Origin of the sequence: Streptomyces sp. NPDC059010 (assembly GCF_042740355.1) — a bacterium.
Taxonomy (GTDB): domain Bacteria; phylum Actinomycetota; class Actinomycetes; order Streptomycetales; family Streptomycetaceae; genus Streptomyces.
Genome location: NZ_JBHYJA010000053.1, coordinates 1 through 26,555 on the forward strand (window position 1 = coordinate 1; position 26,555 = coordinate 26,555).

The window sequence follows — 26,555 nt, forward strand, 5'->3', positions numbered from 1 at the left end:
CGGATCAACGTGCTGTTCGCCATGCTCCGCGACGGCACCTTCTACGAACCCCGAACCCCACGCCTCGCTTGACGAAAGACATAGAGGCACCCCCCGCCGTCCGTGGGCCCGGACTCCGCGCCGCCGTCGAGGAGTTCGGCACGCCCCCCGGTCGCGTGGGTCCGTGCCGTCAGGCCGTGCGCGTGCGTGACGTCAGAATGCTCAGTGAATTGGCCACCACGATCGCGCCGATGCTCGCCCACTCCGGCGCGCCCAGGTCCTGCCCCAGACCGATCAGCCCGACCAGGGCCGCGAGGACCGGGTTGACGCTCATGAAGAGGCCGAAGGCCCGGGCCGGGACATGGCGCAGGGTGAACAGATCCGCGAGATACGGCACGGCCGAGGAGAGCACACCGGCGGCGACCGCGCAGAGGACGGCGCCGGCGGTCGGCGGCTGCCGCAGGGCGACGACGATGCCGACCGGCAGGAACATCACGGCGGACAGACAGGCCGCGGCCGCCGAGCCCTGCGCTCCGGGGATGCGTCGGCCGACGGTCCGGTTGAGCAGGATGTACGACGCCCAGCAGACGGCGGCCAGCACGCCCAGGCCCATCCCGAGGTAGTCGGCCGAGGGCCGCGGACGCATCAGGGTGACGACACCGGCCGCGGCGATCACCGCGCAGCAGACGTCCACACGGCGCCGGGAGGTCGCCAGGGCGATGGTGAGCGGGCCGAGGAACTCCAGGGTCACCGCCAGGCCCAGACCGACACGGTCGATCGAGGAGTACAGCGACAGGTTCATGGTGCCGAACACCAGGGCCAGCAGGGTCACCGGCCACCACTGGCGCCAGGTGAACGTGCGCAGCCTCGGCCTGTCGACGGCCAGCAGGACGAGGGCGGCGACGTACTGACGCACGGCGACGACACCGACGGGGCCGAGGACGGGGAAGGCGAGCGAACCGATCGCGGCGCCCGTCTGGTTCGACAGGCCACTGCCGGCCATCGTGGCCACACCGGCGAGCCGGCCACGGGTCGGATCGGGGCTGGTGAGCGGGTCCGTGAGCGGGGCCGTGGGTGCGGCTGCGGGCGCGACCGAGGGGACGGGCGCGGCTGCGGGGCGGGTGCGCATGCGCCCAGCGTGGGGCCGGTCCACCCTTGCGCAAAATGCGTTGGCGGCCCCATCTATACGCTTGAGTCATGGATGTGGAGCTGAGGCAGTTGCGCTGCCTCGTCGCGATCGTCGACGAGGGCACCTTCACCGACGCCGCCCTCGCCCTCGGCGTCTCCCAGGCGGCCGTCTCCCGTTCACTGGCCTCGCTCGAACGCGCCCTGGGTGTACGGCTGCTGCGGCGGACCTCCCGCGAGGTGACCCCGACGGGCACCGGCCTGCGCGTCCTGGCGCACGCCCGGCGGGTGCTCGGCGAGGTGGACGACCTGGTCCGGGAGGCCGCCTCCGGGCACGACCGGCTGCGGATGGGCTACGCCTGGGCGGCGCTCGGCCGGCACACCCCGGCCTTCCAGCGCCGCTGGGCCACCGCGCACCCCGGGACCGATCTGCAGCTCGTGCGCGTCAACTCGGCCACGGCCGGCCTCGCCGAGGGCGCCTGCGACCTCTCCGTCGTACGCCGACCGGTGGACGACCGGCGGTTCGACTCCGCCATCGTCGGACTGGAGCGGCGGCTGTGCGCGGTCGCCGCCGACGACCCGCTGGCCCGGCGCCGCTCGGTCCGGCTGGCCGACCTCAGCGGCCGTACCCTTCTCGTCGACCGCCGCACCGGGACCACCACGGCGGACCTGTGGCCGCCCGACTCGCGCCCCGGGATCGAGGAGACGCACGACGTCGACGACTGGCTCACGGTGATCTCCGCCGGCCGCTGCGTCGGCGTGACCGCCGAGGCCACCGCCCATCAGTACCCCCGCCCCGGCGTCGTCTACCGGCCGGTGCGGGACGCCGAACCCATCGCCGTACGACTGGCCTGGTGGCGCGACGACCCGCACCCCGCCACCCAGGCGGCGATCGAACTGCTCACCGCGCTGTACCGGGGCGACTGACACCCCGCCGTCGGGGATGCGCGCAGGGCCTCGGTGGCGTGTCATGAGAGGTGTGCGCGGCGACGAAGCCAGGTGCGCGGCCACGGAGCAGTACGCGCGGCGAGACCAGGGCGCGTGTGGCGCGGCGCCCGGGAAACGGCAGGTGACGACACGGGCTCCGGCATCCGGGCTCCGGCACGTCCGCCTTGGCATGCGAGCCCCGGCGTACGCGCTCCGGCATGGGGCGGGAAGGGCCCCATCCACTTCTCGCGGATCCGGATTGCGCGGTGCACGGCCGTCAGCCGCTTCTCCGCGTCGCTATGGGTCCTTCCCGTCCCCTCCAGCACACCATGTGCTCGGCGGATACGCCAGGGCCGTACGGCCCTGGCGAGACCCGGGGGCGGTGCCCGAAGGTGACAGGGCGGCCCTGGCGGGTACCCATGAGCGGATCCCGCCGGGCGCGGGTGAGCAGTCGAGTGGACGGGCGAGCCGTCGAGTGGAGGTGAGGTCGACCGATGCATCCGAGCCCCATCCCTGACCGGTCCCGTGACGCCCTCGCCCCCGTCCTGCGCGACCTGGACGCCGTCGTCTTCGACACCGACGGGGTGATCACCGACTCGGCCCGGCTGCACGCCGCCGCCTGGAAGTCGGCCTTCGACGCCCACCTGCTCGCCCACCCGCCCGAGGACCCCGACCGGCGCCGCCCCTTCGACGAGCACGACGACTATCTGCGCCACGTCGACGGCAAGTCCCGCCTCGACGGAGCCGAGGCCTTCCTCGCCGCCCGCGGCATCGAGACATCCGCCGAGACGGTACGGGCCGTCGCCGCGGACAAGGAGCGCCTCTTCACCGAGCGGCTGCGCGAGCAGGGCGTGGACGCCTACCCGGGGACGGTACGGCTGGTGAAGGCGCTGCACGAGGCGGGAGTGCCCCGGGCCGCGGCCTCCGCCTCCCGGCACGCCGGTGAGCTGTTGAGCCGGGCCGGGGTGCTCGACCTCTTCGACACCCTGGTGGACGGCGGCGAGGCGGCCCGGCTGGGCCTGGCGGGCAAGCCGGCGCCGGACCTGTTCCTGGAGGCGGTCCGCCGGCTCGGTGTCCCCGCCGGCCGGGCCGTGGTCGTCGAGGACGCCCTGGCCGGCGTGGCGGCGGGCCGGCGCGGCGGGTTCGCCCTGGTGGTCGGCGTGGACCGGGCGGCCGGCGCGGACACCGGGGCGCGGCTGCTGCGGCACGGCGCCGACCTCGTCGTACGTGACCTCGGAGAACTCTGCGCGGGAGGAGCGCCCAAGTGACCGACGACCGGAGCCCGGGGGGTGAGGCGACGGGCTGGAGCTGGGAGTACGAGGGCTACGCGCCCGCCGACGAACGCCTCCGGGAGTCGCTGTGCACGCTGGGCAACGGCTACTTCGCCACGCGCGGCGCGCTTCCCGAATGCGCCGCCGACGAGATCCACTACCCGGGGACCTATGTGGCCGGCATCTACAACCGGCTCATTTCCAAGGTGTCGGGCCGCCATGTGGAGAACGAGGACATGGTCAATGTCCCCAACTGGCTGCCCCTGCGCTTCCGCCTCCCCGACGGGAACTGGATCGTCCCCGACTCCACACCCGTGCTCGCCCACCGGCAACTGCTGCGCCTGTCCGCCGGGCTGCTGGAGCGCAGGACGCGGTACGACCTCGGCGGCGACCGGGTGCTGACGGTGCGTCAGCTGAGGATGGTGCACATGGCCGACCCTCATCTGGCCGCGCTGCGCACCGAGTTCACCGTCGAGGGGTTCTCCGGCCCGCTTGAGGTGGAGGCGGCCCTGGACGGCTCGGTCACCAACTCCGGGGTGCCGCGCTACCGGGATCTCGACGGCCGCCATCTGACCCATGTGCACACCGGCACCGCCGCCCCGGACACGGTCTGGCTGCGCTGCCGCACCCGCACCTCCGACACCCGGATCGGGATCGCGGCCCGGCTCACCGCCGACGCACCCATCACGACCCGCCATGAATCGCCGTACGCCATTCAGCGGCTGACGCTCGACATGGTGCCCGGCCACACCGTCACGGTCGACAAGACAGTGGCCCTGCACACCTCCCGCGACCCGGCCATCAGCGACCCGCTGCACGCAGCCGTCGACCGGGTCGGCCGGGCTCCCGGCTTCGACGCGCTGGTCGGATCGCACCGCAGCGCCTGGGGCCAGCTCTGGCGCCGTGCCGAACTCGACGTGCCCGGCGAGTCGGGCCGCATCCTGCGGCTGCACCTCTTCCATGTGCTGCAGACCCTCTCCCCGCACACCGCCGACCTCGACGTGGGCGTGCCCGCCCGGGGACTGCACGGCGAGGCCTACCGCGGCCATGTCTTCTGGGACGAGCTGTTCGTCCTGCCCTTCCTCAACCTGCACTTCCCTGAGGTATCCCGCGCCCTGCTCCACTACCGCCACCGACGCCTCGAACAGGCCCGCACCAGCTCCGCGGCAGCCGGCCGGCAGGGCGCGATGTACCCCTGGCAGAGCGGCAGCGACGGGCGTGAGGAGACCCAGCAGCTCCATCTCAACCCGCGCTCCGGACGCTGGCTGCCCGACCACTCCCGGCTTCAGCACCACGTCGGCTCGGCGATCGCGTACAACGTGTGGCAGTACTGCGAGGCCAGCGGCGACATGGAGTTCCTGCACACCAAGGGCGCCGAGATGCTGTTGCAGATCGCCCGCTTCTGGGCGGGCAAGGCCGTCTACGACGACGGCATGGGCCGCCACCGCATCAAGGGAGTCGTCGGCCCCGACGAGTACCACGAGGCGTACCCCGACGCCGAGGAACCGGGCCTGGACGACAACGCCTACACCAACGTCACCGCGGCCTGGGTGCTCGCCCGCACCCTGGAGCTGCTCGCCGACCTGCCCGAGCCGCGCCGCCGCGAGCTCGTCGAACGCACCGGCCTGGACGGCGGCGAGCTCGAACGGTGGGAGGACGTCTCGCGCACGCTGCACGTCCCCTTCCACGACGACGTCATCAGCCAGTTCGCGGGCTACGGCGACCTCGCCGAGCTCGACTGGCACGGCTACCGCGGCCGGTACGGCGACATCCGGCGGCTGGACCGGATCCTGGAGGCGGAGGGCGACACCGTCAACCGCTACCAGGCCTCCAAACAGGCCGACGTGCTGATGCTCGGCTACCTCTTCGCACCGGCCGAACTGGGTGGCCTGTTCCACCGGTTGGGCTACCGGATGGACGAGGACGTGTGGCGGCGCACCGTCGACTACTACATGCACCGCACCAGCCACGGCTCCACCCTCAGCGGCCTGGTCCACGGCTGGGTGCTGGCCCGCTGCCGGCGCTCGGAGGCATGGAAGTTCTGCCAGGAGGCCCTCCAGGGCGACATCGCCGACGTGCAGGGCGGCACCACCGGCGAGGGCATCCACCTGGGCGCCATGGCCGGCACCCTCGACCTCGTCCAGCGCGGGCTGACCGGCCTGGAGACCCGGGGCGGCGCCCTGTGGCTGGACCCCGTGCCGCTGCCCGAGCTGTCCTCGTACGGGTTCGCCCTGCGCTACCAGGGCAACTGGGGCGTCCGGCTGCGCCTGGAACGCGGACTGCTGGAGATCGCGGTCCCGTCCCACGACGTCTCACCGATCGACGTACGGCTGCCCGGCCGCGAGGTGTCGCTCCAGCCGGGCGAGACGGGGCGACTGGTCCTGCCCGAGTGACCGGCCGGGTCCGGCCCTGTGCAGGACGCGGCCGGCGGGGCGAGGCTGGGAGGGCACAGGCCACCGGACGGTGGCAAAGACCCGCGGATCCCGCAATCCCGCACGGAAGGGGAGCGCGATGAACGGCCCGGTTGTCGTGGGGGTGGACGGCTCGCCGTCGAGCCTGGCGGCCGTGGAGGTCGCGGCGCGCGAGGCAGGGCTGCGGGGCGTGGCTCTGCGGCTGGTGCACGCCTTCGGGCTGCCCGCCGCGCACATACCGGCCGGCGGGCGGCCCTGGGAGCCGAGCGGCGCCGGGCTGCGCGAGCTGATCGACGGCACGCTGTTCAAGGCGGAGCGGCGCGGGCACGACACGGCCCCCGGCATCGAGATCCTGCGCGAGGTCGTCGTCGGCGACCCGCTGACGGTGCTGGAGATCGAGTCGCGCTCCGCGTCCCTGGCCGTCGTCGGCAGCCGCGGCCTGAGCCGGTTCGGCGCGCTGCTGCTCGGCTCCACCGCCGGCCACCTGGCCGCCCATGCCGCCTGCCCGGTGCTGGTGGTCCGCCGCAGGCCCGACCCGGCCGGGCCGGTGCTCCTCGCCGTGGACGGGTCGCCCGCCGCGCGCGGAGCGGTCGAGTTCGCCTTCGCCCACGCCTCCCTGCACGGGGCGCGGCTGGTGGCGCTGCACGCCTGGAGCGCCCGGACCGAGCGCGCCTACGAGGCTCCCGCCGACCCGCCCTTCGTGACGTACGACGAGGGCCGGCTGCAGGACGAGGAGGAACGGGTGCTCGCCGAGGCGCTGGGCGGGCTGCGCGACCGGTATCCCGACGTCGTGGTGGACCGCAGGCTGGTGCGCGGCAGGGTCCGGCACTCCCTCATCGAGGCCAGCGCCGGCGCCGGGCTCGTGGTGGTCGGGGCGCGCGGGCGGGGCGGCTTCGCCGGACTGCTCCTGGGCTCGGTCAGCCAGGCGGTGCTGCATCACGCGCAGTGCCCGGTGGCGGTGGTGCGGACCGGGGAGGCGTGAATCTCAGAGGTCCGCGGTGTGGTCGGGGACGTAGTTCTGCAGATCGCGCGGCGGGCGCCGGTAGCCGGTCGACTCCGGACGTTCCGGCAGGTCCAGGACCGGTGGGGGCACGTCCTGGTAGGGCACGGAGCCCAGCAGATGGGCGATCATGTTCAGCCGGGCCCGGCGCTTGTCGTCGCTCTCCACGACGTACCAGGGCGCCTCGGTGATGTCGGTGTGCACCATCATCTCGTCCTTGGCCCGGGAGTAGTCCTCCCAGCGGGTGACGGACTCCAGGTCCATCGGGGACAGCTTCCAGCGGCGCAGCGGGTCCTCCAGGCGGCGCCGGAAGCGTTCCTGCTGCTCCTCGTCGCTCACCGAGAACCAGTACTTGCGCAAGAGGATCCCGTCCTCCACCAGCATCCGCTCGAAGAGGGGGCACTGGCGCAGGAAGAGCTGGTACTCCTGCTTGCTGCAGAAGCCCATGACGTGCTCGACACCGGCCCGGTTGTACCAGCTGCGGTCGAACAGCACGATCTCCCCGGCGGCCGGCAGATGCTCGACGTACCGCTGGAAGTACCACTGGGTGCGCTGGCGCTCGGTCGGCTTGGGCAGGGCGGCGATCCGGGCCACCCGCGGGTTCAGGTGCTCTGTGACCCGCTTGATGGTGCCGCCCTTGCCGGCCGCGTCCCGCCCCTCGAAGACCACGACCAGCCGGGCGCCCTCGGCCCGCACCCACTCCTGCAGCCGCACCAACTCCGTCTGCAGACGCAGCAGTTCCTTCTCGTACGTCCTGCGCGGCAGCTTCTCCGCCTTGTTGCCGGTCATGCCGCCTCCCACAGCCGCACCCGAACACCGCAATTGCACCGTACTGACCCGGGCCGGGCGCTGCACCCCGGGTGCGGCCTCGCGACCTCGCACAGGGGGACGGCCGGCGGAGGGGCAGGATGGTCCCATGGGCGATGACCTCATGAACGACGACCTCATGGACGGTGTCGATCCGCACATCCACGTCGAGCAGGGCGTGACACGTGGCGACGCCCGTGTGCGGGGCCTCCTGGCCGGCACGTTCGGACTGGTCGGCGACCTGCCCGAGACGGCCCTCACCGGCTGTGGTCGGCGGGTGCCGTACGCGATGACCTCGGCGCGGCCCGAGAGCGTCACCTGTCTGGCCTGCCGTGAGCACGGCCGCGCCGAGCACCTCCGCCTCGCCGAGCAGATCGCGCGGCTGGGATCCATGCCGGGCGCCGTCGTCACCGGGGCCCAGGCGGGCCAGGTGGCGGAGCATCATCGGGACCTCGCGCGGAGATTCGCCGACCGCGGCTGAGGCGCACGGGTGAATGCCCCGGACGGGAGGACTGTCGGCAGCGCCGTCCGGGTACCCAGCGGCGCATGGCGGTGGACAGCAGAACCGGGCCCACGCGCGCCGCGCCGCCCCGGTCGCGTGGACGGCTCGGCCGGGCGTTGGTGCGGTGGGCGACGACGACCGACCACAAGGTGATCGGCAACCTCTATCTGACGACCGCCTTCGGCTTCTTCCTCCTCGGCGGGGTCCTCGCGCTGCTGATGCGGGCCGAACTCGCCCGCCCCGGACTGCAGTTGCTCAGCAACGACCAGTACAACCAGCTGTTCACCGTGCACGGCACGGTCATGATGCTGCTGTTCGCGACCCCGCTGTTCGCCGGGTTCGCCAACGCCGTCATGCCGCTGCAGATCGGCGCCCCGGACGTGGCCTTCCCCCGGCTGAACGCCCTGTCGTACTGGCTGTACCTGTTCGGCGGCCTGATGGTCGTCTCCGGCTTCGTCGTGCCCGGGGGCGCCGCCAGCTTCGGCTGGTTCGCCTACGCGCCCCTCAACAGCGCGGTGCGCAGCCCCGGCGTGGGCGGCGACCTGTGGACCATGGGCCTGGTGGTGACCGGCGTGTCCACCACCCTCGGCGCGGTCAACTTCATCACCACGATCCTGTGTCTGCGCGCCCCCGGAATGACCATGTTCCGGATGCCGATCTTCACCTGGAACGTGCTGTTCACCTCGGTCCTGATCCTGCCCGCCTTCCCCGTGCTCACCGCCGCCCTGCTCGCCCTGGAGGCGGACCGGCAGTTCGGGGCGCACATCTACGCCGCGGCGAGCGGCGGAGCACTGCTGTGGCAGCACCTGTTCTGGTTCTTCGGGCATCCCGAGGTGTACATCGTCGCGCTGCCGTTCTTCGGCATCGTCTCCGAGATCATCCCGGTCTTCAGCCGCAAACCGATCTTCGGCTACGTCAGCCTCATCGGCGCCACCATCGCCATCACCATGTTGTCCGCGGTCGTGTGGGCTCACCACATGTTCGCCACCGGGGCGGTGCTGCTGCCGTTCTTCTCCCTGATGTCGTTCCTCATCGCGGTGCCGACCGGGGTGAAGTTCTTCAACTGGATCGGCACGATGATCAGGGGCTCCCTGTCCTTCGAGACACCCATGCTGTGGTCCTGCGGCTTCCTGGTGACGTTCCTGCTGGGCGGCATGAGCGGCGTCATCATCGCCTCCCCGCCGCTGGACTTCCACCTCACCGACTCGTACTTCATCGTCGCCCACCTGCACTACGTGCTGTTCGGCACCGTCGTCTTCGCGATGTTCGGCGGCTTCTACTTCTGGTGGCCCAAACTCACCGGCAGACTGCTCGACGAACGCCTCGGCAAAATCCATTTCTGGACCCTGTTCGTCGGCTTCCAGACCACGTTCCTGGTCCAGCACTGGCTCGGCGAACGGGGCATGCCCCGCCGCTACGCCGACTACCTGACCACGGACGGCTTCACTCTCCTGAACACCATCAGCTCGATCGGCGCGTTCCTGCTCGGCCTGTCCACCCTGCCGTTCCTCCACAACGTGTGGCGCACCGCCCAGCAAGGGCGGCGGGCGACCGGCAACGACCCCTGGGGATACGGCCGCTCCCTCGAATGGACCACCTCCTGCCCGCCCCCGCGCCACAACTTCACGGCACTGCCCCGGATCCGCTCCGAGTCCCCGGCGTTCGACCTGCACCACCCGGACATCGCCAAGGAGGGCTGATGCGGACCGAATCCCGGCTGTTCATCGGCGTCGCCGTGTTCTTCCTGGTCACCGCCGTCGGCTACGGCTACAGCTCAGAGGAACCCACCGGCACGGCCGTACTGGTCATCGCCTTCCTGATGGCCGCGCTGGTCGCGTTCTTCCTGCACATGCAGTACCGACGGCGCGGCCTGCGCGCCCAGGACCGTGCGGACGCCGAGGTCGCCGACACCGCGGGCCCACTCGACTTCTTCCCGCCGCACAGCCCCTGGCCGATCACCATCGCCGCGGGATCCGTCCTGGCGGCCCTCGGTGTCGTGTTCGGCCTGTGGCTCTTCCTGATCGGCCTCGGTGTGCTCGGGCACGGGGTGTGCGGCATGGTCTTCCAGTACACGGACCGGGACGGTCAGCGCTCCAACTCGCCTGCGGACGGCTCCCGTTCCTCCTCGACGCGATACCCGTAGCCCCTCAGCACATACCGCCGTTCCTCGTCGACCGGCTCGTGGCTCCCCTCGAACCCGCCCGCGAGGGTCTGCCGCACCTCGCCGGTCTCCTCGCCCTCCGTCAGCCGCTTCTGGTCCGCCTCCTGCAACGCCCCGCACACACGCCTCGTCACCATGAAGGCGAGCGGCGGCAGTGCCAGGAACGCGATCCGGAACACCCAGGTCAGCGCGTTGACCGAGATCGCGAAGGTGTCGGCGATGATGTCGTTGCCGCCCGCCGCGAGCAGGACGGCGTAGCAGCTGAGCGCCGCGACCCCGAGTCCCGTGCGCACGGGGTGGTCACGGGGCCGGTCGCACAGATGGCGCTCCGCCCGGGCGCCGGTCACCCGGCGTTCGACGAACGGGTACGCGTACAGCACCATGAACAGGATGCCCGGCAGCACGACCGCGGGCAGCAGCACGTTCCACATCACGGTGTGCCCGGCCACCGTCGTCTCCCAGGGCGGCACCAGACGCAGCGAGCCCTCCAGGAAGCCGACGTACCAGTCCGGCTGCGACCCCGTCGACACGATGTCGGCGCGGTAGGGGCCGTACGCCCAGATGGGGTTGATCTGCGCCACCCCGGACAGCAGCGTCAGGACGCCGAAGACCATGAAGAACAGACCGCCCGAAGCGGCCGTGAACCGCGGAAACATCGGTTTGCCCACCGCGTTGCGCTGCGTGCGGCCGCGGCCCGCCCACTGGGTGTGCTTCAGGTGGAAGACGAGGATCAGATGCACGGTGACCAGCGCGAGCAGCAGGCCGGGGATCAGCAGGATGTGCAGGCTGTACAGCCGGGGGATCAGCTCCTCACCGGGGAACTCGCCGCCGAAGGCGAACATGCTCACATACGTCCCCACCAGCGGGATCGACAGCATGATGCCCTGGGCGATCCGCAGGCCCGTCCCCGACAGCAGGTCGTCCGGCAGCGAGTAGCCGGCGAATCCTTCCGCCAGCGCCAGCAGGAACAGGGTCACGCCGATCAGCCAGTTGACCTCGCGGGGCCGGCGGAACGCGCCCGTGAAGAAGACCCGCAGCAGATGCAGGCCGATCGCGGCCAGGAACACCAGGGCTGCCCAGTGGTGCAGCTGACGGAGCAGCAGACCGCCGCGCACGTCGAAGCTGATGTCCAGCGTCGACTCGTACGCGGCCGACATGCGCACCCCGTTGAGCGGGGTGTACGAGCCGTGGTAGACGACCTCCGTCATCGACGGGTGGAAGAACAGCGTCAGCCAGACGCCGGTCAGCAGCAGCACGACGAAGCTGTAGAGGGCGATCTCGCCCAGCAGGAAGGACCAGTGGTCGGGGAACGCCTTGCGCAGGAGCCCGCCGCCGCCGTCGTAGAGCGGCAGCCGCCCGTCGACGTAGTCCGCGGCACGTTCGGTCGCGCGTCGGGCCCGGGCGCCGGCCCGGGCCCTTGTCCTCCTCCACAGCACGGATCACGATTGCCCTCGCGCCCGTCCCGGGAAACGGAGGGTCACGTACGATCACCCTTCGGCTTCCCCCGCTGGTCGGGGGTGCCGTGCGGCGGCGGACCGAAGGGCTGCGGCGAGGTCGCGGGGGACACCGGGAAGCCCGCCCGGCGGGCGCCGCTCTCGGGGCGCAGCGCGCCGGGGTCACCGGAGGCCGGCTCGGCCCCGGCCTGGAGTTGCTCCAGCTGGGTGGCCAGCACCTCGGTCACCGCAAGCCGGTCGGCGTGCGCCTGCTCGTACACCAGCAGATCCTGCACCTCGTGGGAGGTCGGCGACCGGATACGGCTCGCCGGCCCGCCCATCGGCAGGTGGTCGTAGTCGGGCCCCGGACCGGGCCGGAGGCGTCACGCACCGCCTGGGCCGCCGCTGCCGAACGCCCCGCTGTCGCCGTCTTTCCAGCGACGCCGGTGCTTCGACGGGCTCGGCCGGGAGGGGATGTTGCCGTGGGCGGGCAGCTCGTGCGGGGTGATGCGGCGGTCGCTCCGGGGCATCTCGGCGGGCTCCCGGTGCTCCCGCACCTCGCCGACCGGGCCCCCGGCCGGCGGCTTGGGCTGCTCCTCGGGGCGGGGCGGGCGCGGTTCCCGGCGCCTGACGCGGACGCCCAGGACGAAGGCGCCGACGAGCAGCGCCACGACGGCCACACCGGCGACGAACAGTCCGATGACGAGTGCGCCCCGTGCTGCGGCGATGTCCATCCAAGCGGTATCCATGGCCCGCGAGTACCCGTGGCACCATGCGTGAACCCGTCCACCGGGGCCGGCCAGAACGCCCGGGAACGCGGGGTTTGGCGCCCCGGGCCGCGGCTACCCGCCCCGTGTGACCTCGACGACATCCCAGAAACAGCCCGTCCAGTTCCTGGAGGACCGCTTCGCGTGCGCGCAGGCCTGCACCGAATGCGCCCGTGCCTGTGCCCTGCGCGCGAGCCTGTGGGATCCGGACGGCGGTGAGGAGCAGGAAGTCCTGCGGCGCAGGGGCATCCTCTGCGCCGAGGTGTGCGACGCTGCCTGCCATGTGCTGGCCGAGCAGAACCAGCTGGACGAGACCGCCATCCGCGTCCAGCTGGAGTGGACCCGGGCGGTGTGCCTGGAGTGCGCCCATGTCTTCGACCGGCACTCGGACGCCGAGAAGGCCGCGCAGGCGTGCCGCGACTGCGCACGGGCCTGCACGGACTTCATGGGCACGCTCGGCTGAGGGCCTGTGAATGCCCTGATGGGCTCGTGGCGCCCTCGCGGCTGCGGACCGCTTCCTCTCCTCGCCATTCCAAATTTCTGAAACACGTTCTACGGTGTGCGCCGTCAGGACCGGCCTTGGGGAGCCTGGAGGCGCCGTGGATCTCGAATACACGCCCGAGCAGCAGCGGCTGCGCAGTGAACTGCGCGACTACTTCGCCCAGTTGAAGCCGGACCTCGACCGCACCGGCTTCACCGACCCGGCCGCCCAGAAGCGCCACTACCGCCGCACCATCCGGCGGCTCGGCACCGACGGCTGGCTCGGCGTGGGCTGGCCCGAGGAGTACGGCGGACGCGGCCTGACCGCGATGGAACAGTTCATCTTCTTCGACGAGGCCGCCCAGGCCGGCGTACCGCTGCCGCTGATGGCGCTCAACACCGTCGGCCCGACGATCATGCAGTACGGCACGGACGAGCAGAAGGCGTACTTCCTGCCGAAGATCCTCTCCGGCGAGATCGACTTCGCCATCGGCTACAGCGAGCCCGACGCGGGCACCGACCTGGCCTCCCTCAGGACACGCGCCGTACGCGACGGCGACGAGTACGTCGTCAACGGCCAGAAGATCTGGACGACCAACGGCGACACCGCCGACTGGGTGTGGCTGGCCACCCGCACCGACCCGGACGCCCCGCCCCACAAGGGCATCACCATGCTGCTCGTCCCGACCACCGACCCCGGCTACTCCTGCACCCTCATCAACACCCTCGCCTCGCACGACACCACGGCCAGCTACTACGAGAACATCCGCGTCCCCGTCTCCCGCCGCGTCGGCGCCGAGAACCAGGGCTGGCGGCTGATCACCAACCAGCTCAACCACGAGCGCGTCACCCTCGCCGCCCACGGCACCATGGCCATCCGCGCCCTGCACGACGTCCAGCGCTGGGCCATGGAGACCAAGCTCGCCGACGGCCGCCGAGTCATCGACCTGCCCTGGGTACGCCGCCGCCTCGCCCAGACCCACACCCGGCTCGACGCCCTCAAACTCCTCAACTGGCAGATGGTCGGCGCCGTCCAGAACGGCACCCTCACCCCGCAGGACGCCTCCGCCGTCAAGGTGTACGGCTCCGAGGCGCGCCGGGACGCCTACGCCTGGCTGATGGAGATCGTCGCCGCGCCGGGGGCACTGAAGGAGGGCTCGGCGGGGGCGGTACTGCACGGCGAACTGGAACGCGGCTACCGCTCGGCCGTCATCTTCACCTTCGGCGGCGGCAACAACGAGATCCAGCGGGAGATCATCTCGTGGATCGGACTGGGGATGCCGAGAGTGCGGCGTTAGCCCGCAGGCGCGCTGATCTCCCTCTTGAGGATCTTGCCGCTGGGACCGGTCGGCAGGGTGTCCACGAGCCACACCTCGCGCGGGTACTTGTAGGCCGCCACCCGCTCCTTGACGAACTGCCGGAGCTCGTCGGACGTGGCCTGCGCCTTCGGGCGCAGCACCACCGCGGCCGCGATCTCCTCGCCCAGGTGTGCGTCGGGCATGCCCACCACCGCGGCCAGCGCGACGGCCGGGTGCTCGTGGAGCACCTCCTCGATCTCGCGCGGGTAGACGTTGTAGCCGCCGCGGATGATCATGTCCTTCTTGCGGTCGACGATGTAGAAGTAGCCGTCCTCGTCCTGGCGCGCGAGGTCACCGCTGCGCAGCCAGCCGTCCGGGATGGTGGCCGCCGTCTCCTCCGGGCGGTTCCAGTACCCCTTCATCACGTTCGGCCCGCGCACGGCCAGTTCGCCGATCTCGCCGGGAGCCACGTCCTGGCCCTTGTCGTCGAGGAGCCGCACCTCCACGTCCTTGATCGGGGTGCCGATGGACCCGGCCTTGCGCGGCCGGTCGGGGTGGTTGAACGTGACCACCGGACTGGTCTCGGACATGCCGAAGCCTTCCAGCACCACGCAGCCGAAGCGGCGCTCGAAGCCGTGCAGGATCTCCACCGGAAGCGAGGCCCCGCCGGAGACGCACATCCGCAGCGTGGACACGTCAGCCTCGGACGGGTGCTGGAGCAGAGCCGCGTACATGGTCGGTACGCCCTCGAAGACCGTCGCCCCGTCGCGGGCGATGGCGTCCAGCACGGTCTGCGGGTCGAACCGGGGGATCAGGGTGAGCGAGGCACCGGCGCGGACGGCCACGCTCATCGTGCAGATCTGACCGAAGATGTGGAACAGCGGCAGACAGCCCACGACCACGTCCTGCGCCGTCATCCGCTGCACATCGACCGCGTTGACCTCGGTGTTGTGCCGCAGCCCGGCGTGGGTGAGGGTGGCGCCCTTGGGGCGGCCGGTGGTGCCGGAGGTGTACAGCAGCACGGCCACGTCCCCGCCGTCCGGCTCGCTCACCTCCGGCAGCGGCTCATGACTGGCCAGCAGGCCCGCGAAGGTGACGGGCTCGACGGCCATGTGCCGCACACCGGCGGCGGCCGCGCCCTGCGCGCCCTCGCCCGGCGCTTGGTGCCACTCGAACAGGATCTCCGCGCCCGAGTCACGCAGGTGATACTCGGTCTCCCGGCTCTTCAGCAGCGGGTTCATCGGCACGACGACCGCTCCGGCGCGCAGCACGCCGTAGTACAGGACGACGAACTCGGGAACGTTGGGCAGCATCAGAGCGACCCGGTCTCCCGGCCGTACGCCCCCGGCCCGCAGCAGCGCGGCGGCGCGGGCACTGCGCTCGTCGAGCTCCGCGTAGCTGGTGACCTGGTCCCCGAGCCGCAACGCGGGGCGTTCCGGCTGCCGCCGTGCCGTCTCCACCAGGAACTGAGCCAGATTGGCCATGACCGCCTCCACGAACGTCGCCGTCGAAATCCGCTGTTCACACTGACGACATCGTGCAGATGGCCGTGGCGACGGCCTATGTGCGGCATGACACCGTCCGCCCTCCCGGATTGTTCCGCAGAACAAAACAGGGGCGTTACGCTGCGGGAATGAACCTCTCAGGCGTGGTCTCGGAACTTCATGCGAGGCTGCCGGAACTGGGCGAGCGGATGGCGCAGCGCATCCGCTCGGACGTCGACGCCTACAAGGACGAGGCGTTGATCCCCTTCGACTCGCTGCGCAGCTCGTGCACCGCCAACGCGGACCTGCTCCTGGAGCAGCTCGGCCGGGCGGGCGCGAAGGACCCGAGCCCGGCCCGCGAGACCGGCCGTCTGCGCGCCGAGCAGGGCGTGCCGCTGGCGGACACCCTGCACGCGTACCGGATCGGCTTCGAGCTGCTGTGGACGGACATCCTCGCCGAGGCACGCACCCATCCCGAGGTCACCGACGCCCAACTGGTGTCCCAGTCCGCGGAGATCTGGGCCCTGTTCGGCCGCTACGCGGAGGCGGTGGCGGCGGCCTACCGGGAGACCACCGCCGAGCTGACCTCGCGGCGACAGGCGCGCCGCTCGGCACTGGTGGAGGCGCTGTTCACCGGCGTCATCGCCGACCGCACGCTGTGGGAGGCCGCCCGCGAGCTGGGTCTGCCCGACCGGGGGCCCTACCTGGTCGCCGCGGCGGCGGCCGACGCTCCCGGCGAGGAGCCGCTGGCGGGGACGGAAGCCGCGCTGCGGCAGGCCCAGATCCCCTTCGCCTGGCGGCTGCTGCCCGACCAGCAGATCGGTCTGGCCGCCCTGCCCACGGCGACGGCGGAGAGCACCTCTTTGCGCATCCTGCGCCGCGCGGGCGCCCGCGTAGGCGTCAGCCCGTGCTTCCACTCGCTGCGGGACACCCCGCAGGCCCTGCGCTTCGCCCGTCTCGCGCTGGCCGGCCTCCAGGGCACCGGCCCCGGCGTCGCGCGGTTCGACGACAACCCGCTGGCCATGATCGTCGCCGCCGCCCCGGCCGAGGCGGCGCACCTCGTGGAGGTGGTCCTCCGACCCGTGCTCGATCTCCCGGCCGCGGAGCGCTCCCGTCTTCTGGAGACCATGGAGCACTGGTACGCCGCCGCCGGCTCCGCCGCGGACGCGGCGCGCAGTCTCTTCGTCCACCCCAACACCGTCCGCTACCGGCTGCGCCGCGTCGAGGAGCTGACGGGCCGCTCCCTGTCCGATCCGCGGGCGACGGCGGACATCGGCGCGGCGCTCCTGGCGGTCCGCCGGGCGGGCGTGTCACTCGGCGGCGCCCTTCAGTAAGTTGTAGGAGCCAGACAGGCTTCTCCGGTGCGGGGCGGGGAGATCGATGAATCTGTACGGACATGGCGAGAGTCCTCGGCCGGCCGCGCACAGCGGTGACCCCGGGCTCTTCGGACCCTCCTCCGTGACCTGGCAGATGCACGGCGACCCCATGATGTGGGTCGCCGGAGTCCGGGCGCTCTACTTCCAGGCCCTGCACCCACGTGCCGTACGCGGCGTCATGCAGAACTCGGACTTCCGCCAGGACGCCTGGGGCCGGCTGCTGCGCACTGCGAACTTCGTCGGGACGATCTCGTACGGCACCACCGAGGCGGCCGAGAAGGCCGGTGCCCGGGTGCGGAAGATCCACAGGATGCTGGGCGCCACCGACCCGGACACGGGGGAGCGGTACGGCGTCGACGAGCCCGCACTGCTGCTGTGGGTGCACTGCGCCGAGATCGACTCCTACCTCCAGGTCGCGCGCCGCTCCGGGTTCCGCCTCACCGACGCGCAGGCCGACCGCTACATCGCCGAACAGCGGGTCAGCGCCCGTCTGGTGGGCCTCGACCCCGACGCCGTACCGGCGAACGGGCGGGAGATGGCGGAGTACTTCGAGAAGGTGCGGCCCGAGCTCGCGTGCGGACCCGGGGCACGCGCGGTGGACGACTTCCTCCTCCGGCCGCCGACGCATCCCCTGCTCGTACCGGCGCGCGAGGTGCTGTGGCGGCGCGTGGCGCATCTGGCGTACGCCGCCCTGCCGCCGTACGCCCACGAGCTGTACGGCAGACCGGCCCCGAAACCCGCCACCGTCACCCGTCAGTTGCGTGCCACGGGCACCCTGCTGCGCTGTGTTCCCGCACGTCTGCGCTGGCAACTCCCGCCCAAACACATCCTGCGCGCCATGGCGCGACTCGGCCCGGGCTCACGTCCGGCACCGTACAAACTCGGACGATAGCTCGCCATACTGGACGGGCCGGGGGAGGGTGGGGCGGACCGTGACGGGGGGCGATCGCGGGAGATGGGGGAGAGCAGGCTGATCCAGGGCCGGTACCGGCTGCTCGATCTGATCGGGCGCGGCGGTATGGGCGAGGTGTGGCGTGCGCGCGACGAGTCGCTGGGCCGGCATGTCGCCGTGAAGTGCCTCAAACCGCTGGGACCGGACCACGACCACTCCTTCACGCGGGTCATGCGGGAGCGGTTTCGCCGCGAGGCCCGGGTGGCCGCGGCGCTCCAGCACCGCGGGGTGACCGTCGTCCACGACTTCGGCGAGTCCGACGGCATCCTGTTCCTGGTCATGGAGCTGCTGGACGGCCGCAACCTCAGCCAGCTCCTTGAGGACAACAAACACCACCCGCTGCCCGTCCCGGACGTCGTCGAGATCGCCGACCAGGTCGCCGCCGCCCTCGCCTACACCCACCAGCAGGGCATCGTGCACCGCGACCTGAAGCCCGCGAACATCATGCGGCTGCCCGACGGCACGGTGAAGATCTGCGACTTCGGCATAGCGCGCCTCGGCCACGACATCGGCTTCACCTCTCGGCTGACCGGCACCGGCATCGCGATGGGGACCCCGCACTACATGTCCCCGGAGCAGATCGGCGGCGAGGAGGTGGACCAGCGCAGCGACCTGTACTCGCTGGGGTGCGTGCTGTACGAGATCGCCACCGGGGTACCGCCGTTCGACCTCGACGACCCCTGGGCGATCCTCGTCGGCCACCGTGACACCCCGCCCCGGGCGCCACGCAGCCATCGCGCCGAGCTGCCCGAGTACTTCGAGCGGATCATCCTCGACCTGCTGGCCAAACGGCCCGAGGAACGCCCGCACGACGGACGCGAGCTGGGCCGCCGGATCGGCCTGGGCCGTACGACACCGACGTATGTGCCGACCGTGGTGACCCCGCAGCCGGTGCTGCGGCCCCCCGAGCCCGCGCCCCGCGAAACCCGCCTGCCGTCCTGGACCCGCGGCATGACCACCGGCCACAAGGCCACCGGCGCAGGACTGCGCACCACACCCCCCGACGCCGCGGCCGGCCTCACCGGCGAGTGGATCCCCCGCCCGGCCACCGGCCGGCCCGAGGAGACCGGCGTACCGGACGAACCGGCCGCCCCGTCCGCGGCCCTGCTCGCCGCGCTGGCCGGACGGCACAACGCCGGGCTCAGCCTCGGCCGCCTCGGCCGCTGGACGGAGGCGGGCGAGGTGCACCGGGCCGTCGCCGCCGAGCGCGAGCACCTGCTCGGCCCCGACCACCCCGACAGCCTCGCCAGCCGCTACGAGGTCGCCTTCACCCTCAGCCGCACCGGCCGCGCCGCCGACGCGCTGCGCGAGTACAAGCACGTCGCCCGCGCCCGCAGCCTCGCCCTCGGCCCCGACCATCCCGACACGCTCGCCGCCCGCCAGGAAATGGCGTACGTGCTGGGCCAGTTGGGCCGCCATTTCGACGCGCACCAGGTCTACACATCGGTGCTGATCGCCCGTGAGCGCGCCATGGGCGCCGACCACCCGGACACCCTGCGCTGCCGCCACAACCTCGCCTTCAACCTCAGCAGACTCGGCCGCCTTGAGGACTCGTACCGCATGGCCGTCGAGGTCGCGGCCGCGCGCGCCCGAGTCCTCGGCCCGAACCACCCCGACACCCTGGTCACTCGCTACGAAGTCGCCTACGCGCTCGGCCAGTTGGGCCGCTGGTCAGAGGCCCTGCAGACCTACCGGGAGGTCGCCGACGCCCGCGCCCAGGCCCTCGGCCCCGACCACCCCGACACCCTCGCCGCCCGCTACGAGGTCGGCATCAGCCTCGGCCGCCTCGGCCGCAGCGCGGAGGCGCTCCAGCTCTACCGCGACCTGATCGACGACCGCACCCGCGTCCACGGACCCGCCCACCCCGAGACCCTGCGCGCCCGCCACGGCCTCGGCGTCAACCTCGGCCGCCTCGGCCGCTGGGAGGAGGCCCTCGCCGAGTCCCGCGACGTGTGCGCGATCCGCGAGCGGGTGCTGGGCCCCGACCACCCGGACACCCTCGTCAGCCGCCGCGAGGTCGCCGTGAGCCTCGGCTGGCTGGGCCGCTGGCCGGACGCGCTCACCGAGTACCGCAGGGTGGCCGCCGCCCGCGAACGCGTCCTCGGCGCCGACCACCCCGACACCCTCGCCAGCCGCAACGACGAGGCGCACTGCCTGGAACAGCTCGGGCGCGGCGCGGAGGCCGTCGAGCTGTACCGGAGGGTGGCGGTGCTGCGCCAGCAGCGGGCGGCCGGAGGCGGGTGAGTGCGGCGCCGGACGGGCGGCGGGCCCCTGACTCCCGCGCCACCTCTGGCCGACCTAGATCATCACGTGTTACGAAGAACCATGGCTGCCAACGAGGGACACCCGCGACACCGTACGTACGACGCCGTCATCGTCGGCGGAGGCCACAACGGCCTGGTCGCCGCCGCCTACCTGGCCCGGGCCGGCCGGTCCGTGCTGGTCCTGGAGCGGCTGGACCACACCGGGGGCGCCGCCGTGTCCACCCGCCCGTTCGCCGGGGTCGACGCCCGCCTCTCCCGCTACTCCTACCTGGTCAGCCTGCTGCCGAAGAAGATCGTGCGAGACCTGGGCCTGGACTTCCGGGTCCGCACCCGCAACGTCTCCTCGTACACGCCCGTCGAACGCGACGGACGCCCGACCGGCCTCCTGGTGGGCGGCGGCGAACGGCGCACCCGCGAGGCGTTCGCCCGGCTGACCGGCGCGGAGCGCGAGTACGCGGCCTGGCAGCGCTTCTACGGCATGACCGGCGAGATCGCGAAGAAGGTGTTCCCGACGCTCACCGAACCCCTGCCGAGCCGCGACGAACTGCGTCGCCGGGTGGACGACGAGGAGGCCTGGCGGACCCTCTTCGAGGAGCCGATCGGCGTCGCGATCGAGGACCGTTTCGCCGACGACCTGGTACGAGGCGTGGTCCTCACCGACGCCCTCATCGGCACCTTCGCCGACGCCCACGACCCGTCGCTGAAGCAGAACCGCTGCTTTCTCTACCACGTGATCGGCGGCGGCACCGGCGACTGGGACGTCCCCGTCGGCGGCATGGGCGCCCTCACCGGCGCGCTGGCCACGACGGCCCGCGCGGCGGGCGCGGACATCGTCACCGGCCACGAGGCGGTCCGCATCGACACGGACGGCCGTACGGCCGAGGTCACCTACCGCACGGCGGACGGCGAGGGCGTCGCCACCGCCCGGCACGTCCTGGTCAACGCCTCCCCGCAGGCCCTGGCCGCCCTCACCGGCGACACACCGCCGGCCCCCGCCGAGGGCGCCCAGCTCAAGGTGAACATGCTGCTCAAGCGGCTGCCCCGGCTGCGCGACGGCTCCGTCGACCCCCGCGAGGCGTTCTCCGGCACCTTCCACGTCGCTGAGGGCTACGGCCAACTGGCCGCCGCCCACGCCCAGGCCGCCGCCGGGGAACTCCCCGCCGCCCCGCCGTCCGAGATCTACTGCCACTCGCTGACCGACCCGACGATCCTCGGCCCTGCCCTGGTCGAACAGGGCTACCAGACCCTCACCCTCTTCGGTCTGCACACCCCGGCCGCGCTCTTCGCACGCGACAACGACGCCGTACGCGAGGAACTCCTCAAGTCCACGCTCGCCCAGCTCGACTCCCACCTCGCCGAACCGATCACCGACTGCCTGGCGACCGACGCCGACGGCCGCCCCTGCATCGAGGCCAAGACCCCGCTCGACCTGGAGCACGACCTGCGCCTCCCCGGCGGCAACATCTTCCACCGCGAGCTGAGCTGGCCGTACGCCCAGGAGGACACCGGGCGTTGGGGCGTGGAGACACGGCACGCGAACGTGCTGCTGTGCGGGGCGGGCGCGGTGCGCGGGGGCGGGGTGAGCGGGGTGCCGGGGCACAACGCGGCGATGGCGGTGCTGGAGCAGTCCGGCGACTGACGGGACTTGAGCGGTCCGGCGACCGACAGGACCTGCGTACGGCCGGGCGGTCAGTCCGCCGAGGCGGTCCAGCCGCTCGCGCTGATCCGCGCCGCGTCCGCCGGCCGGGCCTCGTCGAAGAGGACGCCGTCCGCCGCCTCGACGCGCAGACCGTCGACGTACGCGCCACGGCCCACGTACAGCCGGTCCGTCGCGTACCGCCAGCGCAGCATCAGCTGACGGTGTGCCGGCAGTTCGGCCGTGAGCCGGTGCCAGACGCGGCCCGACCAGCCGGTGACCGTGCCGGCCGGGTGGTCCTGCGGCTGTTCGCCGTGGCGGGTCGTCGTGAAGGGCAGCGGCTGCCAGGTGGCGCCCCCGTCGGTGGTCGTCTCCAGAGCGAGTACGTCCGCCTGCGGCTCGGTGTCCCACCACAGGGCGCAGCACAGCCGGGTGTCGCCGCCGGACGTGTCGAGCGCGGGGAGCGCAAGAGTCGCGGTCGTGGCAGTCGCCATGCCCGAGAACCATGCCGTACGACCGTGCCGTGGCCGTACCGGCACGGCCCGCGCCATGTTGTTGGCGGCGGCGACGCGGGGCGCGGAACCGGAGCGCCAACTGCGCACCGGGTGCACCGAGTTGCCGAGGACGACGAGAAAGGAGTCGGTCGTCGGGTCGAGGACCAGCGAGGTACCGGTGAAGCCGGTGTGCCCCGCGGTGCGCGGGGTGGCCATCGCGCCCATGTACCAGTGCTGGTAGAGCTCGAAGCCGAGGCCGTGCTCGTCGCCCGGGAAGGCCGTGTTGAAGTCGGTGAACATCAGCTCCACCGACTCCGGTTCCAGGATGCGGACGCGGCCGTAAGCGCCGCCGTTCAGCAGGGTCCGGCCGAGGACCGCGAGATCCCAGGCGTTCGAGAACACGCCCGCATGGCCCGCGACGCCGCCCAGACTGAAGGCGTTCTCGTCGTGCACCTCGCCCCACACGAGCCCACGGTCCAGACCGGACCAGGGCTTTCGTGCGTCCTCGGTGGCCGCGATCTGCGGCTTCCAGTCGGCGGGCGGGTTGTAGCCGGTGCGGCGCATGCCGAGCGGGGCGGTGATCTCGTCGTGCAGGAGGGCGTCGAGCGTCCGGCCGGTGATCTTCTCCAGGACCAGCTGGAGGGAGATCAGATTCAGGTCCGAGTAGAGGTACTTGGTGCCCGGCGGGTTGAGGGGCGCCTCGTTCCAGATGAGCTCCAGCTTCTCCTCGTACGTCGGCGCGCTGTACAGCGGGATCCAGGGGCGGAACCCCGAGGTGTGGGTGAGGAGCTGACGGATCGTGATGTCCTGCTTGCCCGCGCGGCCGAAGTCCGGGAGGTAGGAGGCCACCGTCGCCTCCAGCCCGAGCGCGCCCCGCTCCATCTGCTGCACGGCGAGGATCGAGGTGAACAGCTTGGACACCGAGGCCAGATCGAAGACGGTGTCCGCGGCCATGGGGATCTGCTGGTCGGCCGGTAACTCGACGCCGGTGTCGGTCCTCTCGTCGTAGGCCCGGTAGCGCACCGCGGTCCCGATGGGCTGGTGCAGGGCCACCGTGCCGCCGCGCCCGGCGAGCAGGACGGCGCCCGCGTACCAGGGGTGTTTGGGGGAGGGGCCCAGGAACGCCTCGGCGTCGGTGACCAGTTGGCGCAGGTGGGCGGGGAGCAGGCCGGCGCGCTCGGGGGAGCCGTGGCGCAGGGTGCGGTTGCCGGAGGGAGCGGCGGCGGCCGGTCCCGCGGGGAGCGAGGCCAGCGTCAGTGCTCCGCCCAGGGCCAGGGCGCCCCTGCCGAGTCGACGTCGTGTCAGCCCGTATGCCGTCGCCGTTCTGCCCGCCAGGTCTTCGGCCACCGGGAAGTCCCTTCGTCGATACGGGTTGATACGCCGCGCTGGTACGAGTTGATGCGACTGGAGATCTGAGACCTACCCGGAACCAGGGCCGGCCGACCCTGCCCTGAACCTGACGGTGTATCAGATAACCTCTTCCGTCCTCCGGAGGAGTGCGGCATCCTGCGCCCATGCAGACGGAGCTGAGCAAGAAACTGGGAGTCGAGCACGCCGTCTTCGGCTTCACGCCGTTCCCCGCCGTCGCCGCGGCCATCAGCCGGGCCGGCGGCTTCGGAGTGCTCGGCGCGGTCCGCTACACCGCCCCCGACGACCTCAAACGCGACCTCGACTGGATCGAGGCCCATGTCGACGGCAGGCCCTACGGCCTCGATGTCGTCATGCCCGCGAAGAAGGTGGAAGGCGTCAGCGAGGCCGACGTGGAGGCGATGATCCCGGAAGGGCACCGGCAGTTCGTCAAGGACACCCTCGCCCAGTACGGCGTGCCCGAACTCGCCGAGGGGGAGGCGTCCGGCTGGCGCATCACCGGCTGGATGGAGCAGGTCGCCCGCAGCCAGCTCGACGTCGCCTTCGACTACCCGATCAGACTCCTCGCCAACGCCCTCGGCTCACCGCCCGCCGACGTGGTCGAGCGCGCCCATGACCGGGACGTCCTCGTCGCCGCGCTCGCGGGCAGCGCCCGGCACGCCGTCAAGCACAAGGAGCGCGGCATCGACATCGTGGTCGCGCAGGGCTACGAGGCGGGCGGGCACACCGGTGAGATCGCCTCCATGGTGCTGACACCGGAGGTCGTGGAGGCGGTCGACCCGCTGCCCGTGCTCGCGGCCGGCGGCATCGGCAGCGGCCAGCAGGTGGCTGCCGCACTCAGCCTGGGCGCCCAGGGTGTGTGGCTGGGCTCCATATGGCTGACCACCACAGAAGCCGATCTGCATTCTCCCGCCCTGACCCGCAAACTGCTCGCCGCCGGCTCCGGCGACACGGTGCGCTCCCGCGCCCTGACCGGCAAGCCCGCACGCCAGCTGCGCACCGAGTGGACCGACGCCTGGGACGACACGCACGGCCCGGGCACCCTGCCCATGCCCCTGCAGGGCCTGCTGGTCGCCGAGGCGGTCTCCCGGATCCAGAAGTACGAGGTCGCGCCGCTGCTCGGCACCCCCGTCGGCCAGATCGTCGGCCGGATGAACAGCGAACGCAGCGTCCGGGCCGTCTTCGACGACCTCACCCGCGGCTTCGAACAAGCCGTCGATCGCATCAACCGCATAGCCGGAAGGAGCGGCGAGTGACGAGCACGAGTACACCCCCGGCAGGCTTCTGGGCGCAGGCCGCGGCCGACCCCCACCGCACGGTCCTGGTCGCCCCCGACGGCGAGGAGTGGACCGCCGGCCGGCTGCACGCCGCCACCAACCGGCTCGTCCACGGACTGCGCGCGGCCGGCCTGGAACACGGCGACGCCTTCGCCGTCGTCCTGCCCAACAGCGCCGAGTTCTTCGTCGCGTACCTCGCCGCCAGCCAGGCCGGGTTCTACCTGGTCCCCATCAACCACCACTTCGTCGGCCCCGAGATCGCCTGGATCGTCGCCGACTCCGGCGCCAAGGTCCTCCTCGCCCACGAACGCTTCGCCGCCCCCGCACGCCAAGCCGCCGACGAGGCCGGCCTGCCCGCCACCCACCGGTACGCGATCGGCACGGTCGAGGGATTCCGGCCGTACGCCGAACTCGTCGACGGACAACCGGAGTCGGCGCCCGCCGACCGCACCCTCGGCTGGGTCATGAACTACACCTCGGGCACCACCGGCCGCCCCCGCGGCATCCGGCGCCCGCTGCCCGGCAAGCGCCCCGAGGAGGCATACCTGGGCGGCTTCCTCGGCATCTTCGGCATCCGCCCGTTCGACGACAACGTGCACCTCGTCTGCTCGCCGCTCTACCACACCGCCGTCCTCCAGTTCGCGGGCGCGTCGCTCCACATCGGCCACCGGCTGGTGCTGATGGACAAGTGGACGCCCGAGGAGATGCTCCGGCTGATCGACCGCGAGAAATGCACCCACACCCATATGGTCCCGACCCAGTTCCACCGCCTGCTCGCCCTGCCCGAGGAGACACGGGCCCGCTACGACGTCTCCGCCATGCGGCACGCCATCCACGGCGCCGCCCCCTGCCCCGACCACGTCAAGCGGGCGATGCTCGACTGGTGGGGTCCCTGCGTGGAGGAGTACTACGCGGCCAGCGAGGGCGGCGGCGCCTTCGCCACCGCCGAGGACTGGCTGAAGAAGCCCGGCACGGTCGGCAAGGCCTGGCCCATCAGCGAACTCGCCGTCTTCGACGACGACGGCAACCGGCTCCCGCCCGGCGAACTCGGCACCGTCTACCTGAAGATGAACACCGGCGGCTTCGCCTACCACAAGGACGAGGCCAAGACGAGGAAGAACCGCATCGGCGACTTCTTCACCGTCGGCGACCTCGGCTATCTCGACGAGGACGGCTATCTGTTCCTCCGCGACCGCAAGATCGACATGATCATCTCCGGCGGGGTGAACATCTACCCGGCCGAGATCGAGTCGGCGCTCCTCGCCCACCCCGCCGTCGCCGACGCCGCCGCCTTCGGCATCCCGCACGACGACTGGGGCGAGGAGGTCAAGGCCGTCGTGGAACCGGCCCCCGGTCACGAGCCGGGCCCGGCGCTGGCCGCCGCGATCCTCGACCACTGCGCCGACCGGCTCGCCGGCTACAAGCGGCCCAAGAGCGTCGACTTCATCGCGGAGATGCCGCGCGATCCCAACGGCAAGCTGTACAAACGGCGGTTGCGGGACCCGTACTGGGAGGGTCGTACGCGACCCATGTGAGCGCCGCC

The 26,555-nt window shown here is 72.1% G+C and carries 22 protein-coding genes; 15 read left to right on the top strand and 7 right to left on the bottom strand.

Annotated elements, in window-relative coordinates:
• Positions 1–169: 169 nt before the first annotated feature.
• Entirely contained in the window at positions 170–982 is an 813-nt protein-coding gene (locus ACFWYS_RS39195; protein WP_384780198.1) for a DMT family transporter, read from the bottom strand.
• Positions 983–1,176: 194 nt separating this feature from the next.
• Between ACFWYS_RS39195 and ACFWYS_RS39200 the strand changes: the two genes are divergently transcribed.
• From ACFWYS_RS39200 to ACFWYS_RS39215, 4 genes are all read left to right on the top strand, one after another.
• The gene (locus ACFWYS_RS39200) at positions 1,177–2,031 is read left to right on the top strand and encodes a LysR family transcriptional regulator (RefSeq protein ID WP_384780034.1); all 855 of its coding nucleotides are present in this window, start codon (positions 1,177–1,179) and stop codon (positions 2,029–2,031) included.
• A 494-nt stretch (positions 2,032–2,525) separates the two neighbouring features.
• Positions 2,526–3,299, top strand: coding sequence for an HAD family hydrolase (locus ACFWYS_RS39205; protein ID WP_384780037.1), 774 nt, complete (start codon positions 2,526–2,528; stop codon positions 3,297–3,299).
• The gene (locus tag ACFWYS_RS39210) at positions 3,296–5,695 is read left to right on the top strand and encodes a glycoside hydrolase family 65 protein (RefSeq protein WP_384780040.1); all 2,400 of its coding nucleotides are present in this window, start codon (positions 3,296–3,298) and stop codon (positions 5,693–5,695) included. Before ACFWYS_RS39205 ends, ACFWYS_RS39210 begins: the two co-directional genes overlap by 4 nt.
• Before the next feature lie 118 nt (positions 5,696–5,813).
• On the top strand, positions 5,814–6,695 hold the full coding sequence (locus ACFWYS_RS39215) for a universal stress protein (RefSeq protein ID WP_384780044.1): 882 nt from the start codon (positions 5,814–5,816) through the stop codon (positions 6,693–6,695).
• A 3-nt stretch (positions 6,696–6,698) separates the two neighbouring features.
• Here ACFWYS_RS39215 and ppk2 read toward each other — a convergent pair whose 3' ends face one another.
• Entirely contained in the window at positions 6,699–7,502 is an 804-nt protein-coding gene (gene ppk2 / locus ACFWYS_RS39220; RefSeq protein WP_384780047.1) for a polyphosphate kinase 2, read from the bottom strand.
• Positions 7,503–7,629: 127 nt separating this feature from the next.
• Here ppk2 and ACFWYS_RS39225 point away from each other — a divergent pair, with 127 nt between their 5' ends.
• From ACFWYS_RS39225 to ACFWYS_RS39235, 3 genes are all read left to right on the top strand, one after another.
• Entirely contained in the window at positions 7,630–8,001 is a 372-nt protein-coding gene (locus ACFWYS_RS39225) for a hypothetical protein (RefSeq protein WP_384780050.1), read from the top strand.
• A gap of 65 nt (positions 8,002–8,066) precedes the next feature.
• Positions 8,067–9,722: a cytochrome c oxidase subunit I gene (gene ctaD, locus ACFWYS_RS39230; protein ID WP_384780053.1), complete on the top strand. Its 1,656-nt coding sequence runs from the start codon at positions 8,067–8,069 to the stop codon at positions 9,720–9,722.
• Positions 9,722–10,165, top strand: a complete 444-nt coding sequence (locus ACFWYS_RS39235; protein ID WP_384780056.1) for a cytochrome c oxidase subunit 4 — start codon at positions 9,722–9,724, stop codon at positions 10,163–10,165. The genes ctaD and ACFWYS_RS39235 overlap by 1 nt, the downstream gene beginning before the upstream one ends.
• Here the strand turns inward: ACFWYS_RS39235 and ACFWYS_RS39240 are convergent.
• From ACFWYS_RS39240 to ACFWYS_RS39250, 3 genes are read right to left on the bottom strand one after another with little or no spacing between them, the layout of a single operon-like run.
• Positions 10,108–11,619, bottom strand: a complete 1,512-nt coding sequence (locus tag ACFWYS_RS39240; RefSeq protein WP_384780059.1) for a cytochrome bc complex cytochrome b subunit — start codon at positions 11,617–11,619, stop codon at positions 10,108–10,110. The two genes, ACFWYS_RS39235 and ACFWYS_RS39240, sit on opposite strands and share 58 nt — an antisense overlap.
• Before the next feature lie 41 nt (positions 11,620–11,660).
• A complete protein-coding gene (locus ACFWYS_RS39245) occupies positions 11,661–11,957 on the bottom strand; it encodes a hypothetical protein (protein WP_384780062.1) in 297 nt (98 codons plus the stop codon).
• 42 nt (positions 11,958–11,999) lie between these two features.
• Positions 12,000–12,365 carry a DUF6479 family protein gene (locus tag ACFWYS_RS39250; RefSeq protein ID WP_384780065.1) on the bottom strand — a complete coding sequence of 122 codons (366 nt, stop codon included), beginning with the start codon at positions 12,363–12,365 and terminating at the stop codon, positions 12,000–12,002.
• Positions 12,366–12,471: 106 nt separating this feature from the next.
• Here ACFWYS_RS39250 and ACFWYS_RS39255 point away from each other — a divergent pair, with 106 nt between their 5' ends.
• Both ACFWYS_RS39255 and ACFWYS_RS39260 read left to right on the top strand, forming a co-directional pair.
• Positions 12,472–12,846: a ferredoxin gene (locus ACFWYS_RS39255; RefSeq protein WP_384780068.1), complete on the top strand. Its 375-nt coding sequence runs from the start codon at positions 12,472–12,474 to the stop codon at positions 12,844–12,846.
• Between the two features lie 136 nt (positions 12,847–12,982).
• Entirely contained in the window at positions 12,983–14,161 is a 1,179-nt protein-coding gene (locus ACFWYS_RS39260; protein ID WP_384780071.1) for an acyl-CoA dehydrogenase family protein, read from the top strand.
• Here ACFWYS_RS39260 and ACFWYS_RS39265 read toward each other — a convergent pair.
• Positions 14,158–15,645 (bottom strand): long-chain fatty acid--CoA ligase, encoded by a 1,488-nt coding sequence (locus ACFWYS_RS39265; RefSeq protein ID WP_384780073.1) that lies wholly within the window; start codon positions 15,643–15,645, stop codon positions 14,158–14,160. The genes ACFWYS_RS39260 and ACFWYS_RS39265 overlap by 4 nt on opposite strands.
• 149 nt (positions 15,646–15,794) lie before the next feature.
• Here ACFWYS_RS39265 and ACFWYS_RS39270 point away from each other — a divergent pair, with 149 nt between their 5' ends.
• From ACFWYS_RS39270 to ACFWYS_RS39285, 4 genes are all read left to right on the top strand, one after another.
• Positions 15,795–16,979, top strand: coding sequence for a PucR family transcriptional regulator (locus ACFWYS_RS39270; protein ID WP_384780075.1), 1,185 nt, complete (start codon positions 15,795–15,797; stop codon positions 16,977–16,979).
• Positions 16,980–17,025: 46 nt separating this feature from the next.
• Positions 17,026–17,913: an oxygenase MpaB family protein gene (locus ACFWYS_RS39275; protein WP_384780078.1), complete on the top strand. Its 888-nt coding sequence runs from the start codon at positions 17,026–17,028 to the stop codon at positions 17,911–17,913.
• Between the two features lie 63 nt (positions 17,914–17,976).
• Complete coding sequence (locus tag ACFWYS_RS39280; RefSeq protein ID WP_384780081.1) at positions 17,977–20,217, top strand: tetratricopeptide repeat protein; 2,241 nt, start codon at positions 17,977–17,979, stop codon at positions 20,215–20,217.
• Positions 20,218–20,298: 81 nt separating this feature from the next.
• Complete coding sequence (locus ACFWYS_RS39285; protein ID WP_384780084.1) at positions 20,299–21,876, top strand: phytoene desaturase family protein; 1,578 nt, start codon at positions 20,299–20,301, stop codon at positions 21,874–21,876.
• A gap of 50 nt (positions 21,877–21,926) precedes the next feature.
• Here ACFWYS_RS39285 and ACFWYS_RS39290 read toward each other — a convergent pair whose 3' ends face one another.
• Positions 21,927–23,714, bottom strand: a complete 1,788-nt coding sequence (locus tag ACFWYS_RS39290) for a serine hydrolase (RefSeq protein ID WP_384780087.1) — start codon at positions 23,712–23,714, stop codon at positions 21,927–21,929.
• Positions 23,715–23,881: 167 nt separating this feature from the next.
• Between ACFWYS_RS39290 and ACFWYS_RS39295 the strand changes: the two genes are divergently transcribed.
• Both ACFWYS_RS39295 and ACFWYS_RS39300 read left to right on the top strand, forming a co-directional pair.
• On the top strand, positions 23,882–24,991 hold the full coding sequence (locus ACFWYS_RS39295; RefSeq protein ID WP_384780090.1) for a nitronate monooxygenase: 1,110 nt from the start codon (positions 23,882–23,884) through the stop codon (positions 24,989–24,991).
• Entirely contained in the window at positions 24,988–26,547 is a 1,560-nt protein-coding gene (locus ACFWYS_RS39300; RefSeq protein WP_384780093.1) for an acyl-CoA synthetase, read from the top strand. Before ACFWYS_RS39295 ends, ACFWYS_RS39300 begins: the two co-directional genes overlap by 4 nt.
• Positions 26,548–26,555: the final 8 nt, after the last annotated feature.